The following is a 13,840-nucleotide window of genomic DNA, read 5'->3' as shown; positions in this document are numbered from 1 at the left end:
ACCGGTCGCGTGTGCTTCAGGTGTCCATCGATGCAGCAGCCGACACATCACGGGAAAGACAGCCATCGGCGTCAGCGCGGAAACGAGTCAAACCACTGCATCGACGAACCATTCCAGTATCACTGCGCGGAAAGTAGCAACCTGGGCCAACTATGCGCGCACGGGCGCTTCGCGCACCTTTTCTATTTCTGTAACGTGTTCTAGTCTCTTTTCATGACTGACTTCGCGAAGCTGTTCATCGGTGGCCAGTGGACGCCGCCGTCGACCGGGGAGAAGCTGGAAGTCCTCTCCCCCGCAACGGAAGAGCGGGTCGGGAGCACTCCCGTGGCCGCCCCGGCAGATATCGACGCCGCCGTCGGTGCCGCGCGCAGAGCCTTCGACTCCGGGCCGTGGCCGCGGTCGACACCCGCGGAACGAGCACAGGTTCTAGCCAGTGCACGCAAGCTGATCGAGGCACGGATGCCCGAGATCGGGGCGACGCTCACCGACGAGATGGGCGCCCCCGGCGTCATGGTCGGCATGCTGCAACAGACGCCGTCGCTGGCGGTCCTCGACTTCTACGCGTCGTACGCTGAGACTTTTCCGTGGGAGGAGACGCGGCACGGCATCTTCGGTCAGACCACGGTGACGCGCGAGCCCGTCGGCGTCGTCGCGGCCGTCATCGCATGGAACGTGCCGCTGTTCCTGGCCATCAACAAGCTCGCTCCCGCGCTGCTGGCCGGCTGTTCGGTGCTGCTGAAACCCGCACCGGAAGCACCGCTCGCCGTGAATCTGCTGGCCGACATCTTTGCCGACGCCGGCCTTCCCGACGGTGTGCTGTCGATTCTGCCCGGCGGCCCGGACACCGGCGAATACCTCGTCTCGCATCCGGACGTGGACAAGGTGACGTTCACCGGGAGCACGGCCGTCGGCAGGACGATCGGAACGATCGCGGCACAGCAGCTCAAGCGCTGCTCGCTCGAACTGGGCGGCAAATCAGCAGCAATCCTGTTGCAGGACATGGACGTTGCGTCGACGATGCCGATGCTGTTGTTGTCCGGCCTACTGAACAGCGGCCAAGGTTGCGCCGCACAGACACGCATCCTCGCGCCGCGTTCGAGGTACGACGAAATTCTCGACGCGATGGTCGCGGGCGCGGGCGCCATGGTCGTCGGCGACCCGAAGGACCCCGCGACCCAGCTCGGCCCGCTGATCTCCGAGAAGCAGCGCCGCCGCGTCGAGGGTTACATCGAAGCGGGTAAGGCCGAGGGCGCACGGCTCGCACTCGGCGGCGGTCGTCCGGACGGCCTCGACACCGGCTGGTTCGTGGAGCCGACCATTTTCGCCGACGTCGACAACTCGATGACCATCGCACGCGAGGAAATCTTCGGCCCGGTCCTGTCCGTCATCCCGTACGACTCCGAGGACGAGGCCGTCAAAATCGCCAACGACTCCGACTACGGCCTCGCCGGCTCGGTCTGGACCACCGACATCGACCACGGACTCGAGATCGCGGCGCAGATTCGCACCGGTACGTACGCCATCAACTGGTACGCCTTCGACCCGAGCTCCCCCTTCGGCGGCTACAAGAACTCCGGCATCGGACGCGAGAACGGCCCCGAGGGTCTCGACGCGTTCTGCGAGTCGAAGTCGGTTCTGATGCCACCGGGATATGCGCCTGCGGCGCCCGTGCGCGGATAGTTGCACCCTGGCCCAACTATCCGCGCACGGGCGCGGAGCGCACTACGCGCCCAGACGCTGCTTCAGCGCGTCGAACTCGTCCTTGATGCCGGTGGGAAGCTTCTCGCCGACGAAGTCGAACCACTCCTCGATCAGCGGGATCTCGGCCTTCCACTCGTCGACGTCGACGTTCAGAGCCTCGGCGACGTCCTCGACCGTGGTGTCGAGGCCGGAGATGTCCAGAGCGTCGGCGGTCGGGACGACACCGATCGGGGTCTCGACGCCTGCAGCCTTGTGCTCGATACGCTCGACGATCCACTTCAGGACGCGAGAATTCTCACCGAATCCGGGCCACAGGAAGCGCTTGTCGTCGCCGCGACGGAACCAGTTGACGTAGAAGACCTTGGGCAGCTTGGAGTCGTCGGCGTTCTTGCCGAGGTCGATCCAGTGCTGGAAGTAGTCCCCGACGTTGTAGCCGAGGAACGGCAGCATCGCCATCGGATCGCGGCGAATGGTGCCGACCTTGCCCTCGGCCGCTGCAGTCTGCTCGGAGCCGACCGTCGCACCCATGAACACGCCGTGCTGCCAGTCGCGGGCCTCGGTGACGAGCGGAACCGTCGTCTTGCGACGTCCACCGAACAGGATCGCCGAGATCGGCACACCCTTCGGGTCGTCCCATTCGGCAGCCATCGACGGGCACTGCGACATCGGCACGCAGTAGCGCGAGTTCGGGTGTGCAGCAAGCGAATCCGACTCGGGCGTCCACTCGTTGCCCTTCCAGTCGATCAAGTGATCCGGCCGGTTCTCCAGGCCTTCCCACCACACGTCCCCGTCGTCGGTGAGTGCGACGTTCGTGAAGACCGAGTTGCCCTGGTCGATGGTCTTCATCGCGTTGGGGTTCGAGTCCCAGTTGGTTCCCGGCGCCACACCGAAGAATCCGAATTCGGGGTTGACCGCGTAGAGACGGCCGTCCTCACCGAAACGCATCCAGGCGATGTCGTCGCCGATCGTCTCGGCACGCCAGCCCGGAATAGTCGGCTGGATCATCGCGAGGTTGGTCTTGCCACAGGCCGACGGGAACGCCGCGGCGATGTAGTAGGCCTTGTCCTCGGGGGAGATCAGCTTGAGGATGAGCATGTGCTCGGCGAGCCAGCCCTCGTCGTGCGCCATCGCCGACGCGATGCGCAGCGAGTAGCACTTCTTTCCGAGCAGGGCGTTGCCGCCGTATCCCGAGCCGTAGCTCCAGATCTCGCGATCCTCGGGGAAGTGGGTGATGTACTTCGTGTCGTTGCACGGCCACGGGACATCCGCTTCGCCCTCGGCGAGCGGGGCACCGAGCGAGTGCAGCGCCTTGACGAAGAACCCGTCGGTGCCGAGCTTGTCCAGCACGGCCGAGCCCATGCGGGTCATGACGCGCATCGAGACGACGACATACTCCGAGTCGGTGATCTCGACGCCGAGCTTGGGGTCGTCCGCTCCGAGCGGGCCCATGCAGAACGGCACCACGTACATGGTGCGTCCGCGCATGCTGCCGCGGTACAGGTCGGTCATGATGCCGCGCATCTCCGACGGTTCCATCCAGTTGTTGGTGGGACCTGCGTCGATCTCGCGCTGGGAACAGATGTAGGTCCGCGACTCCACGCGGGCCACGTCCGACGGATCGGAGTTGCCCAGGAACGAGTTGGGCTTCTTCTCGTCGTTCAACCGAGTGAAGGTGCCTGCGTCGACCAGCTGGGTGGTGAGGCGCTCCCACTCCTCGTCCGAACCGTCAGCAAAGACCACCCGATCCGGCTCGGTGAGTTCTGCTACCTGCTGAACCCACGCAAGAAGTTCCTTGTGCTGGGTGGGAGGCGCGGCGTCAGTGCCGTTCAAACCGGGAATGGTCGCTGAGGTCATCTAACTCTCCTGGGGTGAGCCGGAATCAGTTCCACTTCGTCCACTGCTGGGCTTGGCAGGGGCGTGAGGCAGACCTGATCTTCCCCTCTCGGTGGGGAACTGCCCGATCGCGCGGTCCGCGTATACAGCATCATACTGGCTACGTCAAACCGACGACACGGGCGCCGGGTGTCCTGGTCTCAGGTTAACGCCGCATGTCGCCATTCCGGAATCAGGGTGTTGTCCGATTGGTCACAGAAACGATTCAGCTACCGGAAAGTAATAGTTCAGACCCCTCACGCTGCGGAGATTCCATGTCAGGACATTACAAACAATGACTTCTTTTCATTCGAACAATTCCCCGGAATCCGTCCGTTTCCATTGCGAAGTACCGTCAGCGGCGCGAAAAACTTCCCAGGATTCGTAATGGCCGTCACGGGCCACCGCCGAAAACGTATCCATCACAGTGTCCCCATCTCGGTCCGAAGCGACGGTCACGCCGGCCTCGGTGCGCACGACACGTGTCTCCGACATGCCATCGCCGTCGAGATCGAACATCTCGACGCCGAGACCGAACGGGTCGTGCTGCACCGCGTCGACGTCCTGTTCGCTGTCGAAATCGGAACCGAGGAGAAATGCGTCGTCGATATCCATCACCCGGCGCTCCCTTCTGTGTCGTAGGGCCTAGTTGTTAGGACGCACCTCGGAGAGCGCCGGTTCCTGCGCCGTGACGACGAATTTCTCCACGCCCCGATCCAGAGCGGCCAGATCGCGGTCACACGCCGCCAGTACCGACGCACGATGATCGGCCGCGGTGCGGAGTTCCGATTCCACGCGGTCGAGTTCGGATTCGGTCGCGAGCGTCGCCGTCCCGATCGAATCGGTCGACGCCGACACGAACGCCTCTTCGACGGCAAGCATGCGAGCCTGTGCCGCCTGTTCCCACGACGACTTGGCCGAGGCAGCGGCGTCCGACGTCCACGTACGCAGATGCGCCCGATCCGCTACCGACGCGCGTGCACGCACCACCCACCAGGCCGAGAACGCGCCGAGAAGAAGTGCCGCAGGGACGACCGCGACCTCGAACGCGGGGAGCATCGACAACGGGGACACCACGATGCGGGCCAGGCCGACACCCGCGGACGCGCCGACCACCACCATGACTTTGTCCTCGACGGTGCGGCGTCGCCGAGCGGGGGGCTCTATCATCGCGAGTCCCGTTGCGGTCGAGGGCAATTCGATGTCGATCTCGACGTCGTCGGCGATCGCCTGCACCCGTTCGGTGACCGCACCGTCCACTCGTCGACCGGCTTTCGTCAACTGCTGCGACAGGTCGGCAGGCAGATGTCGCAGTTCGGACCGCGTCGCGGACGCTATCGCCTCGCGGGCCCCTGCGACGAACGCGCGCGATTGCTCGCCGATCTCGTGCGTCACGTCGACGCGGAGCATCTGGAGTCTGTTCCGAAGCGTTGTCGTGCGTACCCGCCGTTCCCGGTCTCGTCGCTCGAGCAGATCGGCGCGTTCGGCGCGAAGGCCGACGGTCGCGCCCGTTCCGGTCACCTCACGCGCTCGGTCGACGATCGCGCGGCGGGCTCCGGCGACAGCGGCATGAACGGCGGCGTTGTACTTGCGCTCGCGCAACATGCCGGGCGGTCGCTGCAGCGCATCGGCCAGAAACGCGCCGAGCGCAGCGATGCCCGACTCCTCGTACAGCGCGTCGCGCGCGGCCGCGTCGGCGACGTGACGTGCGCGGCGGGCGAGGCCGGCCGACGTGGGCCACACCTCGACGTCGACGGCCCGAGGTACGTGCTCGGCGATCGACGACGCCACCGACCGCGTCACCTCGCGCCACTCCCGGTGCGCATCGATTCCGTCGACGACGATGGCGACCGTGGTCGATTCGAGCGCAGGCCGCATCTCGGCGAGCGCTCGACGCCCGATGGGGGAGGACGCGTCGACGGCGAACATCACGACTGCGGCCGAGTCGACGCCGTCGGCGGTCGGCGTGACGCCGAGGTGACGGAGTTCCTCGAGCAGAGTCGTGACGTCGGCATCGTGGATCCCGGTGACGAACAACCCTTCGGGCACTGCCCGACGCGCGGCCCCGACGGCGTCGAGTCCGTCGGGAAACCATCGTCTGATCACGCCACCCATGTCGCCGGGGACGTCGATCAAGATGCATGCACTCTCAGGTAGCCCCGCGAGATCGCGACCGCAGCCCGGCAGAAGTCGGGATTCGACGCCGAACGCGCTCGCCGGTGCCACTCGACCGCCGCTGCCAAGGGCTGACCGTGCTCACGCGCCTCGCCCACCGCACGCAGCGCCGACCCCATGACCGCCAGCACCGCCTCGTCGGTGGCGAGGTATCGCTCGATCTCCTCGCTCACGCGAGGGTGTTCCGCACACAACTCGGTCAGCCGATGCAGTAGCCGGCCTTCCCTGTCGGTACGGATGCCGTCGATACAGCGTCCGACGGCGTCGAGCACCGGCCGGACGCCACTGGCGTCGGCCAGCATGAGACGCAGGGTGGCGTCGTCGACGGTGGGGTCGGCTCGAAGCTTCCCCACGAGCAAGCGCACACCCGCCATTTCCACCTGATCGACCAGTACGCGTCGACGCCGCCCGGACTCCGCGTCCGGTGCCGCGAGCGCGAAACGATCGGGCGTGAGTACTGCGTCGTCGGGCAACGATGCCGCCTCGCGACGAAGGTCTGCGAACGACGACGGCTCGCCGCGGGACAGGCTGCGCGCCACGGTGGCCATCAGCGGTAGCACGGGAACGCCGACGGTGGCCGCCGACCGAGCGACCGTGTCCGACGCGTCGTCCAGCGTGTCTGCCTTGGCGAGCACGGCGACCGCCGTTGCCACCGACGACAGGACTTCGACGTCGGCGGCTTGCACTCCTCCTGCCAACACGTGCACGACGACGTCGCCGTCGAGGATCGGATCGGGTGAGCGGGGAACGTCGACGGCCGCAGCCTCGGTGATGTCGACGGCGTCGCCGAAGCCCACTGATTCCGAGAGGGCTGCTTCCACGACCGCGCGAACTGTGGACTTTCCGACGCCCACTCGCCCGGACACCTGCACTCGGATGCGCGCGAAGCATCTGTCGAGCGCCAGGTCGATCTCACGCCCGAGATGCGCGTCGCGCACCGACGACTCCGACGCCAGTCGGCGAAGACGCCCTTGATCCACCCCGTTCATCGCGACCCCCCCGCTTTTCACGTATCCCCGCCCCGGATTCGCGGGCAATTCTGACATACCGGTCCGACAGATTCGCGAATCCGCGAGCCGCTGGCCTGCGGTGACACCACAAGTCTCAACTACAACTCGAGACCCACCTGTCACACACTCTCTCGATGGGCGACAATGGACGCGTGAACGACGCACGGAGCACCACCCACAGCCCTCGACCAGAGGACGAGCGGCCCACCGACAAGGGCTCTCGGCTATACCCTCGAGTGACGAGTTTTCGGTCTCGGCGTGGCGCTCTGACCGCTGCCCAGCAGGCCACATGGGACACCCTGTGGCCGAAGATCGGCCGCGACGTCGCCGACGAACACATCGACGTCGACGCATGGTTCGGCAGGTCCGGCCCCGCGATTCTGGAGATCGGATCCGGCACCGGAACCGCGACGACGGCGATGGCCAAGGCCGAGCCGCACGTCAACCTCATGGCCGTCGAGGTATATCGCCCCGGACTGGCACAGACTCTCCAGCAGATCGAGCGCGACGACATAGAGAACATTCGTCTGCTGCGCGGCGACGCGATGGACGTTCTGGAGAACATGTTGACGTCGGAGTCGTTGACCGGAGTGCGCGTGTTCTTTCCGGATCCCTGGCCGAAGGCGCGTCACCACAAGCGCAGGCTGCTGCAGGGGCCGACGTTCGCGATGATCGCCGACCGTCTGAAGCCCGGGGGCGTTCTTCATGTCGCCACCGATCACGCCGAGTATGCAGAATGGATCGCCGAGGCCGGGAACGCCGAACCGAGGTTGTCCGTTCTCGACTGGGAATCGCCGATGACACACGAGCGTCCGGTCACCAAGTTCGAAGGCAAAGCACAGCTTGTCGGCAGCTCGGTGACCGAGCTCATATGGGGGAAGAGCAGATGATGAACGCCAGCGCAGACGTGTCGGACACCACGCTCGCCCCGATGCCCACGCTCGACACGGGTGATACTCGACACACGAAGCGAGTGCTCCTGGTCTGGGACGCCCCGAATCTCGACATGGGTCTCGGCGCGATTCTCGGCGGACGCCCGACGGCTGCGTACCGGCCGCGGTTCGATGCGCTGGGACGATGGCTTCTGCACCGCACCGCGGAGCTGTCCGCATCGGGCACGTCCACGCTCGAACCCGAGGCGACGGTGTTCACCAACATCGCGCCCGGCAGCGCCGACGTCGTTCGACCCTGGGTCGAGGCTTTGCGTAACGTGGGATTCGCTGTTTTCGCGAAGCCGAAGGTCGACGAGGACAGCGACGTCGACGCCGACATGCTCGACCACATCGCGCTGCGCAGTCGCGACGGTGGACTGGCAGGCGTCATGGTTGCGTCGGCCGACGGTCAAGCGTTTCGTGAACCGTTGGAAGACATCGCCGCGACCGGTGTTCCCGTGCACGTACTGGGATTTCGCGAGCACGCGAGCTGGGCCGTCACCTCGGAGACGCTGGAATTCCTCGACCTGGAGGACATCCCGGGAGTCTTCCGTGAGCCTCTGCCTCGCGTGAGCCTGGACTCCCTGCCGGACGAGGGCGCATGGTTGCAGCCGTTCCGTCCACTGTCCGCCCTGCTCGTCGGGCGTCAAGGAGTTTCGTAGTGTTCGCCAGATGGGGAGATCTCGTCTACCGCTTGCGGTTCACGGTCATCGGAGTGATGGTCGCCGCCCTTCTGGGCTTCGCCGCGTACGGACTCGACCTGAACGACCATCTGAGCCAGAGCGGCTGGGACGACCCGGGCTCCGAGTCCGTCCAGGCGGCCAAGCTCGCCGACGACACCTTCGGGCGTGACAAACAGGGCGACGTCATCGTTCTGTACACGGCTCCCGAGGGCAAGACGATCGACGATCCGGAGTTCAACGCGAAGGTCACCGACAGCCTGAACTCGCTCGTCGCCGACCATCCGGACCAGATCGAGAAGATCAACGGAACGTACTTCAAGGTCGACGGCGTCGTCAGCGTCGCCGCGCTCGCGACTGCGGACAAGACCCACGCCATCGCCAGTATCGCCATGCTCGGCGACAACGACACCGAGCTGACGAACAACTTCCAGGACGTGAAGGACGCCTTCTACATCGACGGGGTCGATGTACAGGTCACCGGCTTGCAGGCCGTCGCAGGCGCACTGCAGTCCACGATGGCGGGTGACATCCACCGCATGGAACTGCTGGCCATCCCGGCCGTCGCCGTCCTGCTGTTCTTCATCTTCGGCGGCGTCGTCGCCGCGGCGCTCCCGCTCATCGTGGGCGGTCTGACCGTCGTCGGCGCCAACGGCATCGTCAAGGTCTTCACCCACTTCACCGACGTCAACAGCTTCGTCGCCCCCGTCGTCTCGCTGGTCGGTCTCGGCCTCGCCATCGACTACGGCCTCTTCATCGTGTCCCGCTTCCGTGAAGAACTCGGCGACGGCTACTCCGTCCAACAGGCCGTTCGACGATCGGTCATGACGGCAGGACGAACCGTCGTCTTCTCGGCGACGATGATCGTCGCCAGCCTCGGTGGACTCCTGCTCTTCCCGCAAGGCTTCCTCAAGTCGGTGGCCTACGGGTCCATCGCAACGGTCGTTCTCGCCGCGTTGACGGCCGTGACGATCCTGCCCGCGATCCTGTCGATCCTCGGCCGACGCGTCGACGCGCTCGGATTCAAGTTCATGCGTAAGACCAAGTCGTCCGAGGAAATCGAGAACGGCATGTGGGGCAAGTTGACCCGCTGGGTCATGCGCAACCCGCTGAAGGTCACCGTCCCGATCGTCCTCGGCCTCGTGCTGCTGACCCTTCCCGTCGGCAACATCAAGTTCGGCGGCATCAACGAGACCTACCTGCCGCCCGACAACGTCACCCGGCAGGCCCAGAACGAGTTCGACGAACTGTTCCCCGGTCAGCGCACCGAGCCCATCAAAGCAGTCATCCAGAACGCCCAGGGCGCCGATCTGGCTGCGATCACCAGACAGCTCAACGAGGCGCCTGGCCTCATCGAGAAGTTCTCCCCGACCGGCGCGAGCAAAGACGGCATCATCGTCTTCAAGGCAGGCCTCGTCGACCGCAACGACTCCACACCCGCGATCGATCACCTGCGCAGCATCGATGTTCCCGACGGCGCCACCGTCCAGATCACCGGAACGCCCGTCATCGAGCAGGACTCGATCACCGCGCTGGTGAACAATCTGCCGTTGATGGCGGTGCTGGTCGTCTTCGTCGTAACGCTGTTGATGTTCCTGACGTTCGGATCGTTGGTGTTGCCGATCAAGGCAGTGCTGATGACGACGCTCGGCCTCGGCGCCACGATGGGCATCCTGACGTGGATATTCATCGACGGCAACGGCGCCAGCTTCATGAACTTCACGCCCGGGCCGATCATGGCTCCCGTCCTCGTGTTGATCATCGCGATCGTGTTCGGTCTGTCGACCGACTACGAGGTGTTCCTGCTCTCCCGCATGGTCGAGGCGCGAGAACGCGGTGCCTCGACGAGCGAGGCCATTCGCGTCGGCACCTCCCACACGGGGCGCATCATCACCGCGGCCGCACTGATCCTCATCGTCGTGACCGGAGCCTTCGCGTTCTCCGATCTCGTGATGATGAAGTACATCGCGTACGGCATGATCGCCGCGTTGATCATCGACGCGACTCTCATCCGCATGTTCCTCGTGCCGGCGACGATGAAACTGCTCGGCGACGACTGCTGGTGGGCCCCTGCCTGGATGAAGCGCATTCAGCAGAAGCTCGGGCTCGGCGAGACAATCCTCGAGGACGAGATGCTCCCACAGGACGTTCCGGAACTGTCGCCTGCAGGCGGTCCGATTCGGCCTGCCGCGCGCACCGCGCCCCGCGTCAACGAGCCCTTGACCGAGCCGATCCCCGTCGTCGCACCCAGTGGCTCCGGGCCGATCCGTGCGACCCACGCAGCCAAGGAAGAGGAACGCCGATCGGCGACGGGCAGGCCGTCTCAGGCACCCGCCGACGCGTCGACGCCTCCTGCGCGGCCGCGGACCGTCGCCACCCCGAAGGTCTCCGACGAGCCTCGGCCGGTGCGCACGCCCGATCCGATCAGCAAGCCCGAACCCGTTCGTAGGCCGCAGCCGGCGACGCGCGAGACAGCGCAGCCGGCCCGCTCGAGCGAGCCGACACGGTCGTCGACGCCCGATCCGCGTTCGATCGAGAGCTGGCTCGCGGACCTACGCGCGCCGACCCAGAAACCCAGCACACCCGAGCCGTCGAAGGACACGCACTCCGACGACGAGCAGTCGACCGCAGGAAGCACCGGAACGCGTAACGGCACCACGCGCAATGGCACCACGCGCAACGGGTACGGCCGGACGGGCACGAACGGCTCCTCCCGCGGAACGAACGACAGCGCCACGAACGGGAGCGCCACCAACGGCAGCGTCACCAACGGCGCCAACGGCACGGGAAACAACGGCACGGGAAACAACGGTGCCAACGACACGTACAACGGCGGCCGGACCAACGGTTCCGCGTCGTCACCGCGCCCGCCGGCGGAGCCACGGCAGCGCTACGACGTCTCGACGCGTAACGCACCGTCGCGCCGCTCGGAAACACCCGAGCCCGAGCAGCAACGACCGAGCCGGGGAGCGCCCCAGCGCCCGACCCAGGGCACGACTACCGGACCAGCACAGCCGCGCCGGAACGAGGAGGCTGCTGCTCCGACGTCGCGCGCGAGCCGTAGGGCCGCGGAGAATGCCGAGCAGCCCGAGTCCGACGCGGACAGCGGACGCCACCGGGGCGGTCAGCAGGCGCTGAGCGTCAGTGAACTGCTCGCGAGGGAGCGGCGACAGTAGCCGACCAAGACGATCGAACGGCCACTCCGAATCATCGGGGTGGCCGTTCTGCATGCGGATCTTTCTGCACGAGATGTACACGACACCATCGACATGGGGGAGATGAATGTTCGCGACATGGGGGAATCTGGTCTACCGCGCGCGGTTCACGGTCATCGGAGTGATGGTCGCGGGATTGCTCGCGCTGGCCGGGTACGGCATCGGCGTCGAAAACCATCTCAGTCAAAGCGGTTTCGACGATCCCGGTTCCGAAGCCGTCGAGGCGGCTGCACTCGCGGACGACACGTTCGGTCGTGACGCGCAGGGCGACGTCCTCGTCCTGTACACGGCTCCGGACGGCAGAACCGTCGACGATCCTGAATTCTCCGCTGCGGTCGTCGCCAGCCTGACGGCCCTCGGAACCGATCATGCGGACACGATCGACAAGATCAACGGCACGTATTTCCCCGTCCCCGACACGGTCCGCGCCGCGGCGCTCGCCACCGAGGACAAGAAGCACGCGATCGCGAGCATCGCGATCGCCGGGGCCGACGACACCGAGCGCACCGACAACTTCCAGGCCGTGGAGAACGCCTTCTACATCGACGGTGTGGATGTCCAGGTGGCCGGCCTGCAGGCTGTCGCAGGCGCGTTGCAATCGACGATGTCCGAAGACATCCACCGTATGGAAGTGTTGGCCATCCCTGCCGTGGCGGTCTTGCTGTTGATCGTCTTCGGCGGCGTCGTCGCTGCGGCACTACCACTGATCGTCGGGGGTCTGACCGTCGTCGCCGCCAACGGCGTCGTTCGCGCGTTCACCAACTTCACCGAGGTCAACACGTTCGTGCAGCCGGTCGTGTCGATGGTGGGCCTCGGATTGGCGATCGACTACGGCCTCTTCATCGTCTCCCGCTTCCGCGAGGAACTCGGCGACGGCCGTTCTCCGTCCGACGCGGTTCGCCGCACCGTCATGACAGCGGGCCGGACCGTCGTGTTCTCCGCGACGATGATCGTGGCGTGCCTCGGCGGACTGCTGCTGTTCCCGCACGGATTCCTGAAATCCGTTGCCTACGGCTCCATCACGACCGTCGCGCTGGCAGCCCTGACGGCCGTGACGATCCTCCCGGCACTTCTCGCGATCCTCGGCCGACGCGTGGACGCACTCGGCTTCGCATTCATGCGCAAGACGAAGTCGTCCGAGGAGATCGAGAACGGCATGTGGGGCAAGCTAACTCGCTGGGTCATGCGCAGGCCGGTCAAGGTCGCCCTCGCGATCGTCCTCGGATTGGTGGTCCTGACGCTTCCGGTCGGCCGCATCGAGTTCGGCGGTATCAACGAAACGTATCTGCCGCCCGACAATCCGACGCGCGTCGCGCAAGAGCAGTTCGACGAGCTGTTCCCCGGTCAGCGCACCGAGCCTCTGAAACTCGTCATCCAGAATGCGCAGGGCAGCAGCCTCGGCGCGATCACGAAGCAAGCAGGCGAGGCCCCGGGTCTGATCGAGAAGTTCTCGGCGACCGGCGCCAGCAAGGACGGCATCATCGTCTTCAAGGCGGGACTCGTCGATCGCAACGACTCGCAGGCTGCGATCGACTATCTCCGCAGCATGGACGTGCCCGACGGCGCGACCGTCCAAGTCACGGGAACGCCTGCGATCGAGCGCGATTCGATCACCGCGCTCGTCGACCTGCTTCCACTGACGGCCATCCTCGTGGTGTGCATCGTCACCCTGCTGATGTTCCTGACGTTCGGATCTCTGGTGCTGCCGATCAAGGCAGTGTTGATGACGACGCTCGGGCTCGGCGCGACGATGGGCATCCTCACCTGGATTTTCATCGACGGCCACGGCGCGAACGCCATGAACTTCACCCCTGGACCGATCATGGCGATGATTCTGCTTCTGATCGCTGCGATCGTGTTCGGCTTGTCCACCGACTACGAAGTGTTTCTGTTGTCCAGAATGGTCGAGGCACACGAAAAGGGCGCCAGCACAACCGATGCCATTCGCATCGGGACCGCGCACTCGGGTCGAATCATCACTGCCGCGGCATTGATTCTCATCGTCGTCACGGGATCGTTCGCATTCTCGGATCTGGTGATGATGAAGTACATCGCCTACGGCATGATCGCGGCATTGATCATCGACGCGACGGTGATTCGTATGTTCCTGGTGCCATCGGTGATGAAGTTGCTCGGCGACGACTGCTGGTGGGCACCGAGGTGGATGAAACGGATACAGCAGAAACTCGGACTCGGCGAGACGTTCCTGTAGCTCTCTCACACATCGAAGTCGTGCACGCATTCTCTCCGAATAC

General features: G+C 65.5%; 9 protein-coding genes. 5 read left to right on the top strand and 4 right to left on the bottom strand.

The genetic code is table 11. The annotated features are described in order from the left end of the window. The first annotated feature begins 213 nt into the window (after positions 1-213). The gene (locus DK926_RS25615; protein ID WP_114332733.1) at positions 214-1,680 is read left to right on the top strand and encodes an aldehyde dehydrogenase; all 1,467 of its coding nucleotides are present in this window, start codon (positions 214-216) and stop codon (positions 1,678-1,680) included. A 42-nt stretch (positions 1,681-1,722) separates the two neighbouring features. Here the strand turns inward: DK926_RS25615 and DK926_RS25610 are convergent, their stop codons facing one another. The 4 genes from DK926_RS25610 to DK926_RS25595 form a co-directional block, all read right to left on the bottom strand. Then, on the bottom strand, positions 1,723-3,555 hold the full coding sequence (locus DK926_RS25610) for a phosphoenolpyruvate carboxykinase (GTP) (RefSeq protein ID WP_068427603.1): 1,833 nt from the start codon (positions 3,553-3,555) through the stop codon (positions 1,723-1,725). A gap of 324 nt (positions 3,556-3,879) precedes the next feature. Then, entirely contained in the window at positions 3,880-4,188 is a 309-nt protein-coding gene (locus DK926_RS27275; protein WP_114332732.1) for a DUF6802 family protein, read from the bottom strand. Between the two features lie 30 nt (positions 4,189-4,218). Then, positions 4,219-5,709: a hypothetical protein gene (locus DK926_RS25600; RefSeq protein WP_125833461.1), complete on the bottom strand. Its 1,491-nt coding sequence runs from the start codon at positions 5,707-5,709 to the stop codon at positions 4,219-4,221. Beyond that, positions 5,706-6,737, bottom strand: coding sequence for a hypothetical protein (locus tag DK926_RS25595; protein ID WP_114332730.1), 1,032 nt, complete (start codon positions 6,735-6,737; stop codon positions 5,706-5,708). The genes DK926_RS25600 and DK926_RS25595 overlap by 4 nt, the downstream gene beginning before the upstream one ends. 155 nt (positions 6,738-6,892) lie before the next feature. On the opposite strand from DK926_RS25595, the gene trmB reads away from it, so the two are divergent. The 4 genes from trmB to DK926_RS25575 all read left to right on the top strand — a co-directional run bounded on the left by trmB (position 6,893) and on the right by DK926_RS25575 (position 13,797). Further along, positions 6,893-7,648 carry a tRNA (guanosine(46)-N7)-methyltransferase TrmB gene (gene trmB / locus DK926_RS25590; protein WP_068427593.1) on the top strand — a complete coding sequence of 252 codons (756 nt, stop codon included), beginning with the start codon at positions 6,893-6,895 and terminating at the stop codon, positions 7,646-7,648. Between the two features lie 41 nt (positions 7,649-7,689). Continuing rightward, positions 7,690-8,352, top strand: a complete 663-nt coding sequence (locus tag DK926_RS25585; protein WP_240931428.1) for an NYN domain-containing protein — start codon at positions 7,690-7,692, stop codon at positions 8,350-8,352. Then, positions 8,352-11,546 (top strand): MMPL family transporter, encoded by a 3,195-nt coding sequence (locus tag DK926_RS25580; protein WP_114332729.1) that lies wholly within the window; start codon positions 8,352-8,354, stop codon positions 11,544-11,546. Before DK926_RS25585 ends, DK926_RS25580 begins: the two co-directional genes overlap by 1 nt. A gap of 106 nt (positions 11,547-11,652) precedes the next feature. Continuing rightward, a complete protein-coding gene (locus tag DK926_RS25575) occupies positions 11,653-13,797 on the top strand; it encodes an MMPL family transporter (protein ID WP_114332728.1) in 2,145 nt (714 codons plus the stop codon). Positions 13,798-13,840: the final 43 nt, after the last annotated feature.

Source organism: Rhodococcus sp. Eu-32, from assembly GCF_003336925.1.
Taxonomy (GTDB): domain Bacteria; phylum Actinomycetota; class Actinomycetes; order Mycobacteriales; family Mycobacteriaceae; genus Rhodococcoides; species Rhodococcoides kyotonensis_B.
The sequence above is the reverse complement of the archived record's forward strand: the minus strand, read 5'-3'. Positions and strand labels throughout refer to the sequence as shown.

What these genes read in the sequence shown, in the direction of transcription:
- DK926_RS25610 (WP_068427603.1), bottom strand. Translation starts at nt 3,555, where the DNA reads ATGACCTCAGCGACCATTCCCGGTTTGAACGGCACTGACGCCGCGCCT.
- DK926_RS25595 (WP_114332730.1), bottom strand. Translation starts at nt 6,737, where the DNA reads ATGAACGGGGTGGATCAAGGGCGTCTTCGCCGACTGGCGTCGGAGTCG.
- trmB (WP_068427593.1), top strand. Translation starts at nt 6,893, where the DNA reads ATGGGCGACAATGGACGCGTGAACGACGCACGGAGCACCACCCACAGC.
- DK926_RS25615 (WP_114332733.1), top strand. Translation starts at nt 214, where the DNA reads ATGACTGACTTCGCGAAGCTGTTCATCGGTGGCCAGTGGACGCCGCCG.
- DK926_RS27275 (WP_114332732.1), bottom strand. Translation starts at nt 4,188, where the DNA reads ATGGATATCGACGACGCATTTCTCCTCGGTTCCGATTTCGACAGCGAA.
- DK926_RS25585 (WP_240931428.1), top strand. Translation starts at nt 7,690, where the DNA reads ATGCCCACGCTCGACACGGGTGATACTCGACACACGAAGCGAGTGCTC.
- DK926_RS25575 (WP_114332728.1), top strand. Translation starts at nt 11,653, where the DNA reads ATGTTCGCGACATGGGGGAATCTGGTCTACCGCGCGCGGTTCACGGTC.